This window comes from Vreelandella sp. 2A-K22, from assembly GCF_054065485.1.
Genome location: NZ_JBSUGC010000017.1, coordinates 20,805 through 39,725 on the forward strand (window position 1 = coordinate 20,805; position 18,921 = coordinate 39,725).

At 52.2% G+C, this 18,921-nt stretch carries 18 protein-coding genes; 10 read left to right on the forward strand and 8 right to left on the reverse strand.

Features of this window, described 5'->3' with window-relative positions; translation table 11 throughout:
• Positions 1-120 precede the first annotated feature (120 nt).
• A complete protein-coding gene (gene ahpC, locus ACW17M_RS20590; protein WP_027958409.1) occupies positions 121-684 on the reverse strand; it encodes an alkyl hydroperoxide reductase subunit C in 564 nt (187 codons plus the stop codon).
• Between the two features lie 387 nt (positions 685-1,071).
• Between ahpC and ACW17M_RS20595 the strand changes: the two genes are divergently transcribed.
• The 4 genes from ACW17M_RS20595 to ACW17M_RS20610 all read left to right on the forward strand — a co-directional run bounded on the left by ACW17M_RS20595 (position 1,072) and on the right by ACW17M_RS20610 (position 5,262).
• The gene (locus ACW17M_RS20595) at positions 1,072-2,175 is read left to right on the forward strand and encodes a polyamine ABC transporter substrate-binding protein (RefSeq protein WP_457548019.1); all 1,104 of its coding nucleotides are present in this window, start codon (positions 1,072-1,074) and stop codon (positions 2,173-2,175) included.
• 101 nt (positions 2,176-2,276) lie between these two features.
• The gene (potA, locus tag ACW17M_RS20600; RefSeq protein ID WP_457548020.1) at positions 2,277-3,458 is read left to right on the forward strand and encodes a polyamine ABC transporter ATP-binding protein; all 1,182 of its coding nucleotides are present in this window, start codon (positions 2,277-2,279) and stop codon (positions 3,456-3,458) included.
• 68 nt (positions 3,459-3,526) lie between these two features.
• A complete protein-coding gene (locus ACW17M_RS20605) occupies positions 3,527-4,435 on the forward strand; it encodes an ABC transporter permease subunit (RefSeq protein ID WP_027958411.1) in 909 nt (302 codons plus the stop codon).
• On the forward strand, positions 4,435-5,262 hold the full coding sequence (locus ACW17M_RS20610; RefSeq protein WP_457548021.1) for an ABC transporter permease subunit: 828 nt from the start codon (positions 4,435-4,437) through the stop codon (positions 5,260-5,262). The genes ACW17M_RS20605 and ACW17M_RS20610 overlap by 1 nt, the downstream gene beginning before the upstream one ends.
• Positions 5,263-5,268: 6 nt before the next feature.
• On the opposite strand, the gene ACW17M_RS20615 is transcribed toward ACW17M_RS20610, so the two are convergent.
• Entirely contained in the window at positions 5,269-5,478 is a 210-nt protein-coding gene (locus ACW17M_RS20615; RefSeq protein ID WP_027958413.1) for a CPXCG motif-containing cysteine-rich protein, read from the reverse strand.
• A gap of 147 nt (positions 5,479-5,625) precedes the next feature.
• On the opposite strand from ACW17M_RS20615, the gene ACW17M_RS20620 reads away from it, so the two are divergent.
• Positions 5,626-6,054: a DUF3617 domain-containing protein gene (locus tag ACW17M_RS20620; RefSeq protein WP_022522778.1), complete on the forward strand. Its 429-nt coding sequence runs from the start codon at positions 5,626-5,628 to the stop codon at positions 6,052-6,054.
• Positions 6,055-6,194: 140 nt separating this feature from the next.
• Here ACW17M_RS20620 and ACW17M_RS20625 read toward each other — a convergent pair whose 3' ends face one another.
• Together ACW17M_RS20625 and ACW17M_RS20630 are read right to left on the reverse strand one after the other, a co-directional pair.
• Positions 6,195-9,317, reverse strand: coding sequence for an efflux RND transporter permease subunit (locus tag ACW17M_RS20625; protein WP_457548022.1), 3,123 nt, complete (start codon positions 9,315-9,317; stop codon positions 6,195-6,197).
• The gene (locus tag ACW17M_RS20630) at positions 9,317-10,399 is read right to left on the reverse strand and encodes an efflux RND transporter periplasmic adaptor subunit (RefSeq protein WP_009287968.1); all 1,083 of its coding nucleotides are present in this window, start codon (positions 10,397-10,399) and stop codon (positions 9,317-9,319) included. The genes ACW17M_RS20625 and ACW17M_RS20630 overlap by 1 nt, the downstream gene beginning before the upstream one ends.
• A 136-nt stretch (positions 10,400-10,535) precedes the next feature.
• Between ACW17M_RS20630 and ACW17M_RS20635 the strand changes: the two genes are divergently transcribed.
• Positions 10,536-11,720: a BaiN/RdsA family NAD(P)/FAD-dependent oxidoreductase gene (locus tag ACW17M_RS20635; protein WP_039860082.1), complete on the forward strand. Its 1,185-nt coding sequence runs from the start codon at positions 10,536-10,538 to the stop codon at positions 11,718-11,720.
• A 184-nt stretch (positions 11,721-11,904) separates the two neighbouring features.
• On the opposite strand, the gene ACW17M_RS20640 is transcribed toward ACW17M_RS20635, so the two are convergent.
• A complete protein-coding gene (locus tag ACW17M_RS20640; RefSeq protein ID WP_457548023.1) occupies positions 11,905-13,713 on the reverse strand; it encodes a sigma 54-interacting transcriptional regulator in 1,809 nt (602 codons plus the stop codon).
• 225 nt (positions 13,714-13,938) lie between these two features.
• Here ACW17M_RS20640 and ACW17M_RS20645 point away from each other — a divergent pair, with 225 nt between their 5' ends.
• From ACW17M_RS20645 to ACW17M_RS20660, 4 genes are read left to right on the forward strand one after another with little or no spacing between them, the layout of a single operon-like run.
• Complete coding sequence (locus ACW17M_RS20645; protein ID WP_022522783.1) at positions 13,939-14,466, forward strand: 2,4'-dihydroxyacetophenone dioxygenase family protein; 528 nt, start codon at positions 13,939-13,941, stop codon at positions 14,464-14,466.
• 8 nt (positions 14,467-14,474) lie between these two features.
• Entirely contained in the window at positions 14,475-15,293 is an 819-nt protein-coding gene (locus ACW17M_RS20650) for an SDR family NAD(P)-dependent oxidoreductase (protein ID WP_027958417.1), read from the forward strand.
• A complete protein-coding gene (locus ACW17M_RS20655) occupies positions 15,293-16,297 on the forward strand; it encodes an alcohol dehydrogenase catalytic domain-containing protein (RefSeq protein WP_457548024.1) in 1,005 nt (334 codons plus the stop codon). The genes ACW17M_RS20650 and ACW17M_RS20655 overlap by 1 nt, the downstream gene beginning before the upstream one ends.
• A complete protein-coding gene (locus ACW17M_RS20660; RefSeq protein WP_022522786.1) occupies positions 16,290-17,579 on the forward strand; it encodes an MFS transporter in 1,290 nt (429 codons plus the stop codon). The genes ACW17M_RS20655 and ACW17M_RS20660 overlap by 8 nt, the downstream gene beginning before the upstream one ends.
• A gap of 210 nt (positions 17,580-17,789) precedes the next feature.
• On the opposite strand, the gene ACW17M_RS20665 is transcribed toward ACW17M_RS20660, so the two are convergent.
• From ACW17M_RS20665 to ACW17M_RS20675, 3 genes are read right to left on the reverse strand one after another with little or no spacing between them, the layout of a single operon-like run.
• Entirely contained in the window at positions 17,790-18,101 is a 312-nt protein-coding gene (locus ACW17M_RS20665; protein WP_022522787.1) for a YqjK-like family protein, read from the reverse strand.
• Complete coding sequence (locus ACW17M_RS20670) at positions 18,076-18,480, reverse strand: phage holin family protein (protein WP_022522788.1); 405 nt, start codon at positions 18,478-18,480, stop codon at positions 18,076-18,078. The genes ACW17M_RS20665 and ACW17M_RS20670 overlap by 26 nt, the downstream gene beginning before the upstream one ends.
• Positions 18,480-18,812 carry a DUF883 family protein gene (locus ACW17M_RS20675; protein ID WP_022522789.1) on the reverse strand — a complete coding sequence of 111 codons (333 nt, stop codon included), beginning with the start codon at positions 18,810-18,812 and terminating at the stop codon, positions 18,480-18,482. Before ACW17M_RS20675 ends, ACW17M_RS20670 begins: the two co-directional genes overlap by 1 nt.
• Positions 18,813-18,921: the final 109 nt, after the last annotated feature.

Here is an 18,921-nt window from a genome sequence, read left to right on the forward strand (position 1 = left end):
GCTAATCATTAATAATTTAAAACTGTTTTAAAACAGAACGCCCGGGCGAAACCCGGGCGTTGAACCTGCACGCTCTTGCGCCACGCAAATAAGAGCAAGCGCGTGAAAGCCGTAGGCGGTTTAGATTTTGCCTACAAGATCCAGTGAAGGTGCCAGCGTTTCTTCGCCTTCTTTCCATTTAGCCGGGCACACTTCGTTCGGGTTGGCACGAACGTATTGAGCGGCTTTCACTTTACGCAGCAGCTCTTCAGCATTACGACCGATGTTGCCAGCGTTGATTTCAACAATCTGGATTTTGCCATCGGGGTCGACGACAAAGGTGCCGCGCTCAGCAAGACCCGCGTCTTCAATCAAGACTTCGAAGTTACGTGAAATCCGTAGCGTCGGATCGGCGATCATTGGGTACTGCAGCTTGCCGATGGTCTCTGAGCTGTCGTGCCATGCTTTGTGAGTGAAGTGGGTATCGGTCGAAACGCTGTAGATCTCAACGCCCAGCTTCTTGAACTCGGCATAGTGATCGGCCAAATCGCCCAGCTCAGTGGGGCAAACAAAGGTAAAATCGGCGGGGTAGAAGAAGAAAATAGACCACTGGCCTTGCAGATCAGCTTCACTTACGTCGACGAATTCGCCATTCAGGTAAGCAGTGGCTTTAAACGGTTTTACTTCAGTGTTGATCAAGGACATTCAGATAATCTCCAGTTGTCATGAGCGAAGGGTTTATAAAGTAGTGCTAATGCTAACGGCTAGCGACTAATGTCTAAAATTAAAAAAAGCCATCTAGCCAATAGCATTGCCCTATTGGCGTACCACAAGATCCTGTTTTACTAGCTACTTAATGGGGTCGGTAGGGCAAAATACAAGAATTTTTCACATTGGCTTGCGGTAGGCGTCACTGCACCGCAAAATTCGCACGGTCAGTAATATGGCCTACGCTATTGTTAGCCGCTGAGGGCTGTTGCCGGCAGCAGCAGGGCGCACTTGGTATGAAGACACTTGGCAAAACATTTGGCTGAATTGTTTAGTGAATGCTGAATTGTTTAATGACTAGTTGAGACAACAGGAGCAGTGATAATGGGGAACATCCACAAACTTTCCGCGGCCGTTGCGGCTATCTCATTCGCCGCAGCGGCTAGCGCTGCCCACGCTGGAGAGGTGCGGGTATTTAACTGGTCAGACTACATTGCCCTGGAAACGCTGGAAAAATTCACCGAGCGTACCGGCATTGAAGTGACTTATGACGTTTATGACAGCAATGAAATTTTGGATGCCGCACTGCTCGCCGGGCGTTCCGGCTACGATGTGGTGGTACCTTCTACCTACTATTTTACCCGCCAAGTGAAAGCCGGTGTTTTTCAGCCGCTCAACCATGAGTTACTAACCAATTTAGACAATCTCAACCCCGAGCTGATGGCCAACCTGGAAACCATCGACGCCGGTAGCGAATACTCGGTTCCCTATATGTGGGGCACCAATGGGATCGGCTATAACGTTGACCGGGTAAAAGAAATTCTGGGTGATGACGCGCCGGTAGATAGTTGGGCACTGCTGTTTGATCCTGAAATAACCGCTGCATTGAGCGAAGCGGGCTGCGGCTTGTCGATGCTGGACTCTGCCGATGAAATGCTCTCGCCCGCCATGGCGTACCTGGGGTTTGATCCCCTGAGTGAAAATCTGGACGATATTGAAGCGGCTGGCGAACTGATCGCCGACGTTCGCGACGACATGACTTATTTTCACTCTTCCCGCTATGTGTCCGATCTGGCGAATGGCGATATCTGCGTGGCCGCTGGTTACTCGGGTGATGTTTTCCAGGCCGCCGATCGTGCTGAAGAAGCAGGGCGAGATTTCACCATCGCCTATAGCATTCCTAAAGAAGGCGCCGCGCTCTGGTTCGACATGATGGCAGTACCCGCCGATGCGCCTAATACTGAAAACGCTCACGCCTTTATCGACTTTATTCTTGACCCGGAAATCGCTGCTGAAATTACCGAGTACGTGCGTTATGCCAATCCTAACGCGGCGGCCGATGAGTACCTCTCTGATGAAATCATCAATGACCCGGCTATTTACCCAGAAACCGAGGTCATGCAAAACCTATACGTGCAGGCTGAAAAGCCTCAAGATGTGCTGCGTGCCCGTACGCGCATTTGGAACCGCGTAAAGTCTGGTCGTTAAACCGACATTTATCCGACGGCGAGCCTGGAGTTAATTCTCTATGGCTCGCTGCTCGTCTTTTTTAATGCCCGGATTGCCGGGCCTTTTGATGGGAGTGGCGAATGGTCACTACGCCCCTGTCGAACGAGCCTTCATCTGCTTCGCCAATCACTCCTTCTTCGTCGCGCCCCCAGGGTAAAACCCCGCGGTTTGCTGAAGATGTGGTGCTGGAAGTAAAACGCTTAAGCAAGCGGTTTGATGATGCGCTGGCGGTGGATGATGTCAATTTGCAGGTTAAGCGCGGAGAAATTTTCGCGCTATTGGGTGGTTCCGGGTCAGGTAAATCAACCCTGCTGAGGATGTTGGCGGGGTTTGAAACTCCTTCTGAGGGCCGTATTTTATTAGACGGTGAAAATATCACCGCTATGCCTCCGCACAAGCGGCCTATCAATATGATGTTCCAGTCCTATGCGCTATTTCCGCATATGACGGTGGCGCAGAATATTGCCTTTGGTTTAAAGCAGGATAAGCTCCCCAAAGCGGATATCGACGCTCGCGTCGAGCAAATGCTCAAACTGGTGCATATGCAGCGCTTTGCCAAGCGTAAGCCGCATCAGCTCTCGGGTGGTCAGCGCCAGCGAGTGGCACTGGCGCGTTCACTGGCCAAACGACCCAAGCTGCTACTGCTAGACGAACCTATGGGCGCGCTGGATAAAAAGCTGCGCACTGAAATGCAGCTAGAGGTAGTGGAGATCATCGAGCAGGTGGGTGTTACCTGCATTATGGTTACTCACGACCAGGAAGAGGCCATGACCATGGCCGACCGCGTGGCGATCATGGCCGATGGCTGGATCGAACAAATAGGCTCGCCGATCGATATTTATGAAAGCCCGGTGAGCCGCATGGTGGCGGAATTTGTCGGTACGGTGAATCTGTTTGAAGGAGAGATTAGCGAAGATGCTGCTGACCACTGCCGCATCGTCGCTCCCGCGCTCGAGCGGCCCATTTATATTGACCACGGTATTACCACCCAGGCGTCGAATCGGCGGGTTTGGGTCGCGCTGCGCCCTGAAAAAATCTGGCTAACCCGCGAGAAACCCACCACTGAATATAACTGGGCAGAAGGCAAGGTGGATGATATTGCCTATTTAGGCGGTTTCTCGCTCTACTACGTGCGCACCCAGTCGGGCCAGATCATTAAAGTCAGTATGGCCAATACCGAGCGTCGCGGTGATCGACCCACCTGGGAAGACAGTGTGTATGTCTACTGGGAAGATCACAGTACGATTGTTTTGAACCGCTAGCGTCTTGAGCTGCTAACGTTTTGAATTGCGATAGTGGCGCATTCCTTACCGCGAGGAGACTGCCTTTAATGAAGTTATCTCGTTCTTCAGCACTGCTCAAACGCTTGCAGCTGGGGCGCCGAGCAGTGATCGCGTTTCCGCTCGTGTGGCTGATGCTGTTTTTTTTACTGCCCTTTGCGCTGGTGCTCAAAATCAGCCTCTCCGAAGCGGCGATTGCGATTCCGCCCTATGGCCCGCTGCTTGAGTACGCCGATCAGACGCTGCATGTCTTTCTTAATCTGGGCAATTATCTCTTTCTGCTCTCAGATTCGTTGTATATCGCCGCCTATTGGGGCTCAGTGAAAACGGCGTTTATTGCCACGCTGGCCTGTTTGTTGCTCGGTTACCCGATGGCGTATGCCATGGCCCGAGCCCCAGCACGCTGGCAACTGCTGTTACTGCTGCTGGTCATGTTGCCGTCATGGACGTCGTTTTTGATTCGTGTCTATGCCTGGATGGGAATTCTAAGCAACAGTGGGTTAATCAATAACCTGTTGATCGGGATTGGCCTGATTGATTCGCCGCTGCGCATGATGAATACCCAGTTTTCAGTGACTATTGGCATTGTTTATGCCTACTTGCCGTTCATGGTGCTGCCGCTATATGCCCACTTAACGCGCATGGATAACTCGTTGTTAGAGGCCGCTGCAGATCTTGGCTCGCGCAAGTTCAATACCTTTATCAAAGTCACCTTGCCGCTCTCTACGGGCGGCATTGTGGCCGGTTCGATGCTGGTGTTCATACCTGCGGTAGGGGAGTTTGTGATTCCTGAACTGCTGGGTGGCCCTGATACGTTAATGATCGGCAAAGTGCTGTGGGAGGAGTTCTTCCTCAATCGCGACTGGCCGGTGGCGTCGGCGCTGGCCATGGTGATGCTACTGCTGTTACTGGTGCCGATAGTTTGGTTTCATCGTTACCAGTCCAAGGAGCTTGAATAATGAGCATGCGACGGCCGAACTTCTCGATGGTCATGCTGGTGCTTGGTCTGCTGTTTCTTTACCTGCCGATGTTTGTGCTGGTGGTGTATTCGTTTAATGCATCGAAACTGGTCACGGTGTGGGCGGGGTTTTCCACTCAGTGGTACGGCGAGCTGTTTCGAGATCAGCAGATTTTGTCGGCAGTATGGACGAGCCTGCGCATCGCGTTTTTCGCTGCCAGCATGGCGGTTTGCCTGGGCACCGTGGCAGCCTTTGTAATGACGCGCTATGGCCACTTCCGCGGCAAAACGGCGCTGTCGAGTATGGTCACGGCGCCGCTGGTAATGCCCGAAGTCATCACCGGTCTTTCGCTGCTGCTACTATTTGTGCAGATGGCGCAGATTACCGGCTGGCCAGCCGATCGGGGCATGGCAACCATTTGGATTGCTCACACCACCTTTTGCAGTGCCTATGTGGCGGTCGTGGTGGCTGCGCGGCTGCGGGAAGTGGATCACTCCATTGAAGAAGCCGCCATGGATTTGGGCTCACCTCCAGTGAAAACCTTCTTTTCTATCACGCTGCCGATCATCACCCCCGCGCTGGCTGCAGGCTGGCTGCTGGCGTTTACCCTCTCCCTGGATGACCTGGTGATCGCCAGCTTTGTTTCCGGGCCAGGGGCCAATACGCTGCCGATGGTGGTGTTTTCGTCGGTGCGTATGGGGGTGTCGCCGAAGATCAATGCGCTTGCTACATTGATCATCCTAACGGTATCGCTGGCGACACTGTTGGCGTGGTTTCTTATGCGACGTAATGAGACCCGGCGGAAGGCTGCTCTACGAGAAGTTTAAATCAAACTATAGAACGTCGTCGTCGCGCCCGGCGACGACGCTATCGAGTTCTCCGGTCACCGGTGAGACGATGATCTGTAGCTGGATGGGCGCGCAGCATTGATGGCAATCCTCCCAGGTATCATGGCTGCCCTGTGACGTATCAATCAGAAAGGTCAGCGGCGAATCGCAGTAGGGGCAGTGGAAGTCATAATTGACCAGGGCGTCGTCTTGCATTGTTGGCTACCTTGTATAGCGGATGCGCTAAATCAGTTTCTTACCCAATGAGTGTAGCAGTGTGGTCGTCGGGTAGGGCATCGTGGGATTGAATCAGGTAGGATATCCCAGGATTTAAGTTCCCAAAGCAACGCAGTGAGAGTAGCGATGATGTTACGTAACATGGCAGTAGCGGCCCTAGTGGCCTTTCCAATGGTCGCGTTGGCTGAAACCCCCAATGTCACCGCTGGTGAGTGGGAGTTTGTGAGCAAAACCAGCGTCACCGGCGAAATGGAAATTCCGGATCAAACGGAAACCGAGCGCCAGTGTATTAGTCAGGAAGAGCTTGAGGGAGCTGAATTTGGCTTCATCGAGGAAGAAGAAGGCTGCGAGCTGCTCGACCAGGAGCTGAATGCGGACGGTCTCAGCTACAGCATGGTGTGTCGCGCTGAGGGTGGCGAAGCCACCATCGATGGCGAAATGCGTTTTATGGGCGAGCGTATCGAAGGCAGCGTCGATATCCTTACCCAGTCCCCCATGGGTGAGCTGAGCATGAATACCGTGATTGAAGGCGAGTATCTTGGCGAGTGTGAGTAATCGCTAGCTCTCTTTTCAAAGGGTGCCAACAGGCACCCTTTTTCATTGAGGTCGTCATTGCGAGGAGCGCAGCGACGCGGCAATCTCAAGCGTGCGGTGGCCTCTAAAAACCAGATTGCTTCGCTGCGTTGGCAATGACATCAGTCAGGTGGTGCATTAGCAATTTCCTCCTCTAACCGCCTTTTCACTGCCCCAGGCGAACCGGTGTGGCGCGCCAGCAAGTCGTAAGCCACAGGCACTACAAACAGCGTAAACAGCGTTGCCGAGCCGACCCCCGCCATAATCACGGTGCCGATAACCAGGCGAGACTCAGACCCCGGCCCTGTCGAGACAATCAGCGGAATGGCGCCGGCCATGGTGGTCACAGCGGTCATTAAGATGGGTCTTAAACGCGTCACAGAGGCTTCAATCAACGCCGCACGGAAGGCTTTACCCTCATCGCGCAACTGGTTGGCAAACTCGACAATTAAGATGCCGTTTTTCGCCGCTAGTCCAATCAACAGCACCAAGCCTACTTGGCTATAGATATTAAGCGATTGACCGCTTAGTAGCAGGGCGAGTAGCGCACCGCTCATCGCGAGCGGCACCGTAAGCATTATCACAAAGGGGTGAATCAGGCTTTCGAACTGCGCTGCTAACACCAAAAAGACCACAAGCGCGCCCAGTATTAACAAGAACGCGGTGGCGCCACTGGCCTGCTGGAAGTCCCGTGATGCGCCTGCCACATTGGTTTGCGCCTCTTCCGGCAGTAGCTCCGCGGCGCTCTGCTCTAAATAGGTCAAAGCTTCGCCAAGGGGGTAGCCATCCGCCAGGTTGGCTTCAATGGTAATCGCCCGTATACGGTCAAAGCGGTTCAAAGTGCTGGCGCCAGCAAAGTCGGAGAGGGTGACCAAACTGGCCAGGGGGACCAGCTCACCTGTGCGAGCGGATCGAACCTGAATGTTATCCAACGCCCTCGGGCTGTTTTGACTGCCGCGGTCACCTTCCAAAATGACGTCGTACTCTTCACCATCATCAACATAGCGAGTGACGTTACGGCCACCTAACAGCACTTCAAGCGTTCTGCCGATCTCGGTAACCGTAACACCTAACGAAGCGGCACGCTCGTAGTCAATATCGACTCTTAACTGCGGCTGGGTTTCGTTGTAGTTGCTCTCTAGTGCCATCAAGCGCGGGTTGTTTTCGCGCACATGATCGATCAGCGTATCGCGCCAGCGGGCAAGCTCTTCGTAAGTCCCACCGCCCAGTACAAACTGCACCGGCTTTTGGGTACGCTGCCCAAACCCCTGGCGCATCACCGGGAAGGCTTGTACCCCCGGCAACGTACGCAGCTTTTCGCGTACTTCGCCCATGATCTCCCAGGCACTGCGTCGACTGCCCCAGTCGGCCATATTGACGATAATAAAGCCGCTATTGAAATTCTCTATGTTGCCGTAGCCACGAGGGGCGCGAACGACTACGCGCTCCAACTCACCGCTCTCCACCAGTGGCGTCATCCGCGCTTCGATCTCATCCATGTAGTCCATCATGTAGTCGAAGGTGGCGCCTTCAGGGCCATTCACTAATACGATAAAGTTACCGCGATCCTCTTGAGGCGTGTATTCGTTGGGCAGTACCGTGGCCAGCCAGGCGGTGGCGCCAATCAATAATACAAACGCCGCGACCACCAGCCAGCGCATTTTGAGCATCCACTCTAACGTGGCCTGATAGCGGCGCTGTGTGCCGCTGAGCAGCCACTGCACAGCCTTGCCAATCCGGCTTTCGTGCATGCCCGGCTTAAGAATTTTAGACGCCATCATCGGCGTAAGCGTCAGTGCTAGCAGAGTAGAGACCACTACCGCAGCGGCCATGGTTAGCGCGAACTCGGAAAATAGTCGGCCAATATCGCCTTGTAACATACTGAGTGGCAAGAAAACCGCCACCAACACCAGGGTGGTGGCGATGACTGCAAAGGCGATTTGCCGGGTACCTCGAAAGGCGGCGACTAGCGGCGTCTCGCCGTAGTCGTGCATACGCCGGTTAATATTTTCAAGCACGACGATGGCATCATCGACAATCAGACCGATCGCCAGCACCAGCGCCAGCAGAGTTAGCAGGTTAATTGAGAAATTCATCGCTGCCAGAGCAGTAAAGGCGCCAATAACGGCAATCGGAACGGTCACCGCGGGTACCAGGGTGGTGCGCAAATTGCCCAAAAACATAAAGATCACCACCACCACCAAGCCCATGGCGATAAACAGCGTCATAACGACCTGCACAATCGCCCCGGAGACGAACAGCGAGGCGTCGTAGTTCAGGCTCAGTGACATCCCTTCAGGCAGGGTACCTTGTAGGCGTTCAAGTTCGACCTGAACGGCTTCAGAGAGCTCTATCACATTGGCCGTCGACTGCATGATCATACCCAGGCCGACCATGGGGATGCCGTTAGAGCGGAAGACAGAACGATCCTCCACCGCGCCGACCTCTACTCTTGCTACGTCAGCAAGGCGCACCAGATAGCCGTTTTCCTCCTGGTTTTGAGGAGAGCTGAGGGCGAGGCGCTGAAAATCTTCGGCACTGGCAAAACTACGGGGGAGGCGGACAATAAACTGCCGATCCTTGGATTCAAGCGAGCCTGCCGGTAGCTCTACGTTCTCTGCCCGCAGTGCGTCTTCGATATCGCTAACGGTGAGTCCCCGTGCGGCCAAGGCATTGCGATCCAGCCACACGCGCATGGCGTAGTCACTGCCGCCGCCGACACGCACCCGTGCTACCCCTGGCTGAACGGAGAGGCTGTCGACCAAAAAGCGGTTAGCGTAGTCGGTTAGCTCAGTAATGGAATAGTCGTTTCCGGAAAGGCTTAACCAAACCACCACTTCTTCGCTGCTATCGGCTTTGGTGACCTCTGGGTTGTCAGCGTCGTCGGGTAGGTTGCGCAGCGCGCCGGAGATACGGTCGCGAATATCATTGGCGGCGGCATTGATATCCATATCAATGCCAAATTCGATCTCGATCTGAGAGCGTCCATCCTCGCTTTGCGAGGTAATCAGCTCAATGCCTTCAACGCCAGCAATGCGGTCTTCTAATACTTGGGTAATCCGTGTTTCGACGACGCTGGCCGAGGCTCCGGGGTAGCGGGTATCGATGGTGACCACTGGCGGGTCGATGGTGGGGTACTCTTGCAGCGGCAGACGATTGAGTGCCAGCAGGCCAAAGGCAATAATCAGCGCCGCGATTACCATCGCCAATACCGGCCGCTGAACAGAGATATCCGATAAACGCATTAGCGGTCGGCCTCCAACAGCGCTCGTATACCGGTCTCGTCATCGGCGATCCCGATTAACCTGGCTTCTTGCCCGTCACGGGCCAGCTGTAGGCCATGAAAGACAATTAAATCGTTGGCGGCGAGTCCCTCGAGAATTTCCACCTCGCCATTGCGGCGCTCGCCGATCACCACTTCACGCCGTGCCAAGCGTGTGCTGCCTTCACTCTGTTCAATTAACATCACGAAGTGACGGTCACCGCTAGGCTCAATGGCCGCCTCAGGGATAACAACCGTATCGCGTACGTGCTGTTGAACGATCACTTCCATCAGCATGCCAGGCCGCAAGCGGCCATCGGTATTCTCGAGATCAGCGCGGACGCTTACGCTGCGCGTGACTGGATCCACCCGTGTGCCGATGGTGGCAATTTCACCGCTAAAGAGGGCGTCAGGGTAGGCGGCAGTTGTGGCATTGAGCATCAAGCCTGGTGAGAGGCGGTCGAGAAATACTTCGGGGACGCTGAAATCTAGCTGCATAACATCCAATTTATCGAGCGTCACCAGATCCATGCCTGGAGTGACCAGGGCGCCAACACTGATATTGCGAAAGCCGACGCGGCCACTAAAGGGGGCTTTTATCTGGTAATTGGCCAACTCCGCTTCAATCGCTTGAATATCGGCATCTGCCTGGCGCAGCCGTGATTGGCTATCTTCTACATCGGCCCGAGCCGCCAGGTTGCGCTCTTGCAACTGCGAAGCGCGATTTGACGCATTACGCCGCTCTTCGCGAAGTGCCTGGGACGCCCTCAGCTGCGCCTGTTCCTCGGCATCCTCCAGACGAATAAGCAACTGGCCTTCTTCGACCTGCTCGCCGTCACGGAAATTGATCTCGGCAACGATATCCGTGACGGTAGCCGATAGTGTGACGCTCTCATCGGCACGAAGGGTGCCCAAGGCTTCTATTGGATCCGACCAGGTAGTCATGATCGCCCGGGTGCCTATGACTGACGGCGCCGATTGGGCGAACGCTACGCTGGAAAGCAGAAGAGTGAGAGGCAGGAGTGCGAGTCGCAACAGCCGTCGTCGATGAAAGGGCAAAAGCATAGTGTTCTCAGCGTTAGATAATATTTATACAGTTATTGTATATGGTAATTGTATCCGCATAATAATTTTTAAGTGCGACCCTGTTAGAATGCCTGCCTTTTACGACGGGAGTCGCTCTCAATATGAGCTGTCCATTATGATCTATGACGTTGTCATCATCGGTGCTGGCGCCGCAGGCTTAATGTGCGCAGCGCAAGCAGGCTATGCCGGAAAGCGGGTCTTAGTGCTTGATCATGCTAACAAAGCGGGCAAGAAGATTCTCATGTCCGGGGGTGGCCGCTGCAACTTTACCAATCTTGGCACAACGCCACAGCACTTTTACTCTTCAAACCCTTACTTTTGTATTTCGGCGCTCAAACGTTACCGCCCTGAGCACTTTGTTGAGCTGGTCGAGCGCCATGGCGTTGAACATGTTGAGAAAACGCCGGGTCAGCTATTCTGTGCAACCTCGGCTAAAGATATTGTCCATACGTTACTAACCGAGTGTGAGTGGGCTGGGGCTGAAATCAGGCTCAGCACCCAGGTTACCCGCGTGGAGCAACAGGGCAGTGCCATGCGTCTAACGACTTCGATAGGTAAAATCGATGCCGGGGTGGTCGTCATCGCGAGCGGTGGGCTTTCCATTCCGAGCATGGGCGCGACAGGATTTGGCTACGACATAGCCCGTCAATTTGGTTTGGAGGTATTCGCTACGCGACCCGGGCTGGTGCCTTTTACCTTAAGCGATACCTGGAAAGCGCGCGCAGCTGACCTCTCTGGTTTGAGCGTGCCAGTGGCTGTTAGTGCTGGCAGTCGCCGCTTTGTGGAACCCATGCTGTTTACCCACCGCGGCTTGTCTGGGCCAGCGATGCTGCAAATATCCAGCGTTTGGCAGCCAGGGGAGAGCATTAGTATCGATCTGCTGCCCAATGAAAACGTGGCGGAATCCCTGCGCCATGCACGCCAAGAGACGCCTAAGCGTCAGCTCTCGACCTGGCTTGGCGAACGCTTTCCGAAACGCTTTGCGCAAGCACTGCTGGAGTGGTACCCCGACCATGATTTGGCGCGGCCCCTGGCCCAGTATGCTAATGCCGCATTGGATGAGTGGGTACAAAGACTCAACGCTTGGCAACTGAAACCAGCAGGAACAGAAGGTTGGCGTACCGCAGAGGTAACCATGGGCGGGGTCAATACCGACGCGATTTCGTCCAAAACCTTTGAGGTTAAAGGCTTACCACAGTTGCGTTTTATCGGAGAAGTATTAGATGTAACGGGAGAGCTAGGTGGGTATAACTTTCAGTGGGCGTGGGCGAGTGGCGTAGCCTGCGGGCAGTCTGTTTAATAAGCTGATCAAAGATTTGCAAGTGCCGTAACTTGATACATTTGCTGTATTAAGCCTCTTGTGTTTTGGCGATGGGGTCAAGTTTAGGGGCTGTTGATGTTTCGCTTATGGCAGCGGTGAAAAGTCAGCAGAGCCTAGGGCAATGCTGTCAAGAGGTCGGCTGGTAGGTCGATCAGGCGCTTTCTTACAAGTGCCGAAACAGACTAGGATCTAATCCAGCTTTTTGAATTCGATAGGCTAGCTTAGCTCTCGTTACGCCTAGTTCTCTGGCGGCCTTAGACACGTTGCCATCTGTTTTATAAAGTGCATTTGACAAAATTTCTGCCTCACTTCTCCGGTGACATTTAGCGCTCTTCTGCGTATCGTCAAGCTTACCCCGGCCCAATAGATCAGGCCCACTTGTGCCAGCCTCCAGTTCCCCTGTGGGATCAATATTGAGACCTGACTGACCAGGGGGGTTGAGTTTTGTGGCAAAGCCAACGTCATCAAACATATGAAACACATTGAGCGGTTCAGAATCTAGAGCGTTAATCACGCCACGTTCTATTAAATTCTGAAGCTCGCGAATATTTCCAGGGTAACTATAGTCTAAAAGTGCTTCACTAGCCTTTCGGGTGAGTCCTGGAATATTTTTTTTATAAACATTTGAGTAGCGGTATAAAAAATGTTCGATCAATAAGGGGATATCATCCTGGCGTTCTCTAAGAGGGGGAAGGCGTATAGGAAAAACATTTAAGCGGTAATAAAGATCCTCTCTGAATAGTCCATTCTGCACTTCCTTGAAAAGATCTTTATTTGAGGCGGCAACAACCCTGACGTTAACTTGGATAGGGTGTGCTCCACCGACTCTTTCTATTTCGCCATTCTGCAGGGTGCGCAGAAGCTTACCTTGTGCCTCATAACTTAATGATGGAATTTCATCAAGAAATAGTGTGCCCCCATTGGCTCGTTCGAACCGACCCGGTCGACTTTTTTCTGCACCTGTAAACGCACCTTTCTCTACGCCAAACAGCTCTGCCTCAACCAATGTGTCAGGGATTGCAGCACCGTTAAGGGCGATAAAGGGGCCGTTTGCCAAGTTGCTTTTGCGGTGAAGCTCGTTAGCAAACAAGTCTTTCCCAACACCTGATTCTCCATTGAACAGTACCGTGGCTGGCGTTGGCGCGACTCTTTCAATCTTCTGCAAAGCAATACTGACCGCTGCTGAAATACCCACGATCTTTTGGGTATCTATTTTCTCATGGATAGAGGCAGGAGATGACGCTGTCGTCACGCCAGTGGTTTGTCGAGACGACTTACGCGCTTCAGGCGCAAGGTATTCTCCTGGAGTGAGCCAGCTAAGGTCATGGGTACTGCCTATTTCTTGATTTGTCATCTCACCTACGATTCGGCAGAAAGAGCCGCCGCAGCCAGCACACTCCAACTCACGATATATCACTCGCTTACCGTAGAAAGCACTGGCGTAGCCGCTGGCATAACCTAGCTGCATCCAGCAAACCGGTTCACGTGATAGGCCGTACGCATTTATATGTTCGGCAGCTTCGATTGAACCATGCCAAAGGAACTCGGCATTGAAAATACCGTTCGGGATGTCGTGGTCGCGTCGTACTGTTTCGACTTTAACCATCCCCATGACCGCATGTAACCGCTCTCCCGCGGTCAACGCACCAGCTTCATCGTTTAGTGGCCAATGTTTTCGTACAAAAGCTGCGTCGGCAGATCCAGCTGAAAAACCTACGCGCATCAGCAAGCTGCATGCTCTAGAAAAGCCTAGTGATTCAATGATTTCTCTGCGCAACACACCAAATGCATTAGCCCCAAGTAGCACCATGCGGCGATCATCGAACCAAATTTTTCCATCGTTAGGGGTAAGGCGCAGCCTCTCTGTCAAATCACGTAAAGTGGGTGGGTCTCCATCATCAAGGCCTATCTCACAAGAGCTCGCTTGATTGGGTTGCGTTGTCATTTTCGAAAGCGTCATTTTTTTTGTCATGTCTTTCTCATTTTTTTATTAAAAATATTAAATTAATTAAATACTGGCGAGTCTTGTTCAATCCTTCAGTTGTACTTTAGTCGTGTCTAGTCTCTTAACTTCCTTTGCATAATAAGAATTTTACTTTATTCTTTATACTAAGGTCTAGGTTTTGAGTAGTTGGCATAGCAATTGCTGAATAGTTCTCTGTAATACATCGTTTCCATAAATAAAGTGAGAACAATAATGGCTAATGCACCCGCTAGTAATGCTTATCGTATCGTAGAAGTTCCTGAGCCAATGAAGGCAATGCAAGACCGATTTGGGCGTGAGGGAAGCTATGTAGGGCTCTCTGAGGTAGAAAGCCCATGGGTTCCTTTTGGTGATAATGCAGCTATACGGCATCTGGCCTTTGATGTAAGGAATAATGTTTATTGCAATATTTTATGGATTAAAAGCCCTGGTGTGATTGGTACCCATAAGCACCGAGGAATGGTATGGGCTGTAGGAATGGAGGGATCTTTCCGATATTTGGAATACGACTGGGTTTGCGGGCCTGGTGAGTTTATAACGGAAATGCCCGGACAGGCTCACACGTTAGTGACCGACGATGCTAATGGAATGAAAGCTCTATTTTGGATGCAGGGAGCTAACGAGTTCTTCGATGAGAAGGGGGAGTGGGCAGAAACGCTGGATGTTTTCTGGTTCATCAATCACTACGTCACTTATTGTGAAGAACACAATATCCCCATCAATGAACAGTTATTTCTATGAGGTGGGATATGCGTGTATTAGAGCAATTCAGCGTAGAAGGGCGTTCAGCCCTGATCACGGGGGGAGCCTCAGGTTTAGGACTTGCCTATGCCGAAGCGTTGGCAGAAAACGGAGCTAACGTGACACTAGCGGATATAAACATCGACGCAGCCGAATGTGAGGCACAAAGACTCCGTGACGAAGGCTGCAAGGTTCATGCTGTCCAGCTAGATGTCGCTGATCGAATGCAGACCAGTCGAGCCTTCGAAGAACATGTCCGCCAGTTTGGCAACTTGGATATTGTTTTTGCTAATGCGGGGATCGATCCTGGGGCAGGGTTTTGGAACCCTTCAGGAGGGCGAAATAGAGATGGTCAGATTGACGTTTTAGATCCAGCCCGCTGGGATAGAACAATTTCTATTAATCTGACGGGGGTCTTTAATACTCTGCGAGTGGCAGCTAAATACATGAAGCCACGGCGTCGAGGATCAATTGTTGTCACGTCCTCCAATGCTGCCTTTATTACAGAGCCTGTGGTCGGGCTTGCTTACATGCCTGCAAAAGCGGGAGTGTCCCATTTAGTACGTCAAGTTGCCTTAGAGTTGGCAGAGTTCCGGATCCGGGTCAACACTATCGCGCCCGGCGGTTTCGTAACCAACATTGGTGGTGGCTGGTTGAAAGACGAAGCAGTTCGCCAGGCCTGGAACGCCAAGGTACCTCTAGGGGAAATCGCTGATCCTGAACAGATCAAGGCACTGGCGCTATACCTAGCCTCTGACGCCTCTTCCTATATGACCGGTGCTCAATTGGTTATTGACGGAGGCACTTCTCTTGGGAGGGTGGGCTGATGCGTGCTGCCGTCTTTCAGAGGTTACACCAGCCTTTAGATGTTTGCGAACTTCCAGACCCTACACCAGGAGACGATGAGGTTGTCATCCAGGTGAAACGATGTGGAATTTGTGGCTCCGATCTCCATATGACTGAGGATCCCATTTTCGGCATTTGTCCTGGCGATGTGCTGGGTCACGAATATGCAGGCGAGATAGTCGCTTTAGGTCGAAAAGTCAGTGATGTATCTATAGGAGATCTTGTATCCGTTATACCTTTCCGAAGTTGCGGTTATTGCGCTGCATGCCGTTCTGGGAATCCTGCTTGGTGTCTAGATATGGCGTTGGAGGGAGGGGGATATGGTGAATATGCCGTCACCGCTGCGCGCCAGTGCGTACCTCTTCCTCTCAATGCAAGCATGGACGACGGTGCAATTGTAGAGCCTTTAGCCGTTGCTCTCCATGGTCTCCAGCTATCCGGCATGAAACCTGGTGACCGTGTCCTCATCCTTGGTGCTGGGCCTATCGGGTTAGCTGTCGCTTTTTGGGCGCGCCGCTTTGGCGCTCAGACGGTTGTCATACAGGATATTACCCGATACCAAGAACAACGTGCCTATGACATGGGGGCGACCGGTTTTGTTTGTGATCCATATCAACCCATTAAAGCTGCAGAGCGGTCACTTGGAGGTTCAGCAGACATAGTATTCGAGTGTGCGGGCGTTCCTGGTCTCATTGCGCAAGCCATTGAGCAGGTTCGCACGCACGGTACGATTCTGCTTCTTGGTTTATGCACTAAGCCTGACAGCTTTATACCCTTTAGTGCTTTATCAAAGGAAATACGCCTTCAAACTGCCGTTTTCTTCTCACGACGTGAATACGAAAGTGCGTTGGATATTCTCGATTCTGGCGTTGTAGAGCCTCGCCATTTAATCACCGAGACCGTGCCACTTAACAATGTGCCAACCGCATTTGAAGCGTTAAAAAAGCGCACCCATCAATGCAAGGTGTTAATAAGCCATGACTAACAATAATACAGCTACCCTGCCTAACACGCCCAATAACACTCGTTATCAAATCCTTTTAGTTACTCTATTGAGCCTTAACTTTGGCATTGTATTTTTTGACAGGAATGCACTTAACTTCCTGATGCCATTTGTTCAGCCAGAGTTGGCCTTGACAAACCTACAGATAGGCCTAACAGCCTCTGCGTTATCAGTCACCTGGGCAATATCTGGTTTAATATTTGGTGCAATGTCTGATCGAAGTGGCCGAAGAAAGATATTTTTGATCATGGCGACGATTGTGTTCTCTCTCTGCTCTTTTTTATCAGGTCTTGCCACCTCATTCTTATTGCTTCTCGGTGCTAGATTGCTTATGGGTGTTGCAGAAGGCCCTATCCTGCCTATATCGCAATCAGTAACGGCAATAGAAGTTACTCCTGAAAGGCGGGGCATTGCTATGGGGGTCATGCAGAACTTCGGGTCAAATTTATTGGGTTCTTTTGCTGCGCCGGTTGTCCTTGTGGCTGTTGCTTCTGCTTTTGGCTGGCGAGAGGCGTTTTTCCTTGCAGGGCTTCCAGGTCTTCTAGCCGCTGGACTCCTCTGGTGGTTAATGCGTGAACCGACAGCATCTTCAGTACCTATCGCAACGGGTGTGAATCAGTCCTGTCAGCGCCCAAGTCTCAAAGAGGTCTTCGCTCATCGAAATATGCTGCTATGTTCGCTTATTGCGGTGTTATTGATTGGATACTTAGTAACTTGCTGGTCTTTCATGCCAATTTACCTAACCAGTGTACGTGGTTATTCTGCTGAAACCATGGGGTGGCTGATGGGAACTTTAGGCATCTCGGCAGCGGTCGGAAGCTTCGTCGTCAGCGGTATCTCTGACAAAATTGGTCGTAAGCCAGTAATGGTAATTACCCCATTTATGGGGCTCATCCTCACCTTAAGCGCCATGTATTTTGATGGCTCGGCTATTATTCTGGCAGTGTTGTTTTTCTTTGGTTGGGCATTGAACGGCATCTTTCCGCTTTTTATGGCCACCGTTCCCTCTGAAACCGTCGATTCGCGCCATATTGCAACAGCCCTGGGTTTTGTAATGGGTATTGGTGAGATATTGGGAGGTGGGGTTCTACCGGCGCTAGCAGGCGCTGCGGCAGATAGTGTTGGCCAATCCGCACCGTTGTGGTTAATGAGCGCTATTTGTGTGATTGCTGGAGTCCTGGCTTTGGGGCTCAAAGAGACCGCACCAGCAGTTCTGGTTAAGCGTGCTCAGGCGCCTGATGTTTCGGCATCTTTCAGCAGTTAGTCGCTAAATACCGATAATCACACAAGAAGCTCAGCTTTCGGGCCAAATGTGTCGGGTATAAGCGAATAGCGAGCTATTTAACGAAAGTGATCAAATTAAGTTGGCCGACAGGCCAGAATTTTTCACTGAGTGGCCGCCTTAAACGATGTTTGGCTAATCTCCGCTCGCTGGCTTCTAAGGTACAGTCAGCGAGCCGCACAGTCGTCCAAATTAACTAGCCACTTTGGCTAATAATTTAAGTTTTTTGAGTAGCATATAGCCCGCAAGGACTTTTCTGCCTGCCGCCATTGCTCCACCTGGGTGGCGCATCAGCTTGAATGCAGCAAAGCCGCCAATGGCGTAAAGCGGCAGCTTGAAGCTTTGCCAGTTTCTATCCAGTGGTGAGGCGGCTTGCTGTAAAAATTCGCTATCGACCAAAATATCCACGCGCTGCTGCTCTAGCTCGGCTAACAAAAGCGCTTTGCGTTCAGCGCGGCTGAGCGGTTTGGTTGGTGGCTTAGCGGTGTCTGCGGATGGTTTCATCACTTGGCTCCTCAAGCAGTGCTCGATCAGCAGCAAGCTGTTTGAGTGTTTCTTTTAACAGAGAGTGTTGCTTGGACTGGCGAATCGCAATAACCGCGAGTAGCAAACTGGCGCCGATCAGCACACCTGCACTGATGGCAATGGCGGTTAAGCGATAGGTATCCCAGAATATAACCACTACCAGTGCCGTCAAAGTGGCAATACCCAACAAGAGCAGCAGTAAGCTAGCTCCTGCCAGAAGAAGTAGAACCAGTAAGCGAGCACGCTCCTCTTCTAACTCAAACACCGCCAAACGCAGGCGGGTTTCGCTATTCGCAATCAGCGATTTCAGCAAGCGTTTGGCGGCAGAGAAGACGCGTTGGGTGGGGCCCAAAGCCATTAGCGACGACCGAGCAGCATACCCACAACCATACCTACTGCGGCACCAATGCCAATACTCGTCCAGGGGTTTTCATGGACGTAGCGATCACACGCATCGGCCTGATGAGTCAGCGAGTCGCGGGTTTCGTCATAAATACGCTCGCCACGAGCTTCAAGACGTGCACGAGTGTCTTTCAAACGACGTTCGGCGCGAGTACGTAGATCGTTCATCTCTCCGCTGGCATCTTTAGCGGTCGCATTGACCAGCTCTTCAACGGTTTCACTCAAGTGGCGCAGATCATCTTTGAGTTGATCGGCTTGAGTAGAGTAGGTGGGTTGACGTTTAGCCATGGAGTCTTCCTTTGACGAGTGAATGATTGGGCTACTAACTATTAGTTACTGTATTTTTGCTGCTGACTACAAGCATAGCAGCCAGCTAGTAACAGACAAGCAAATGCGT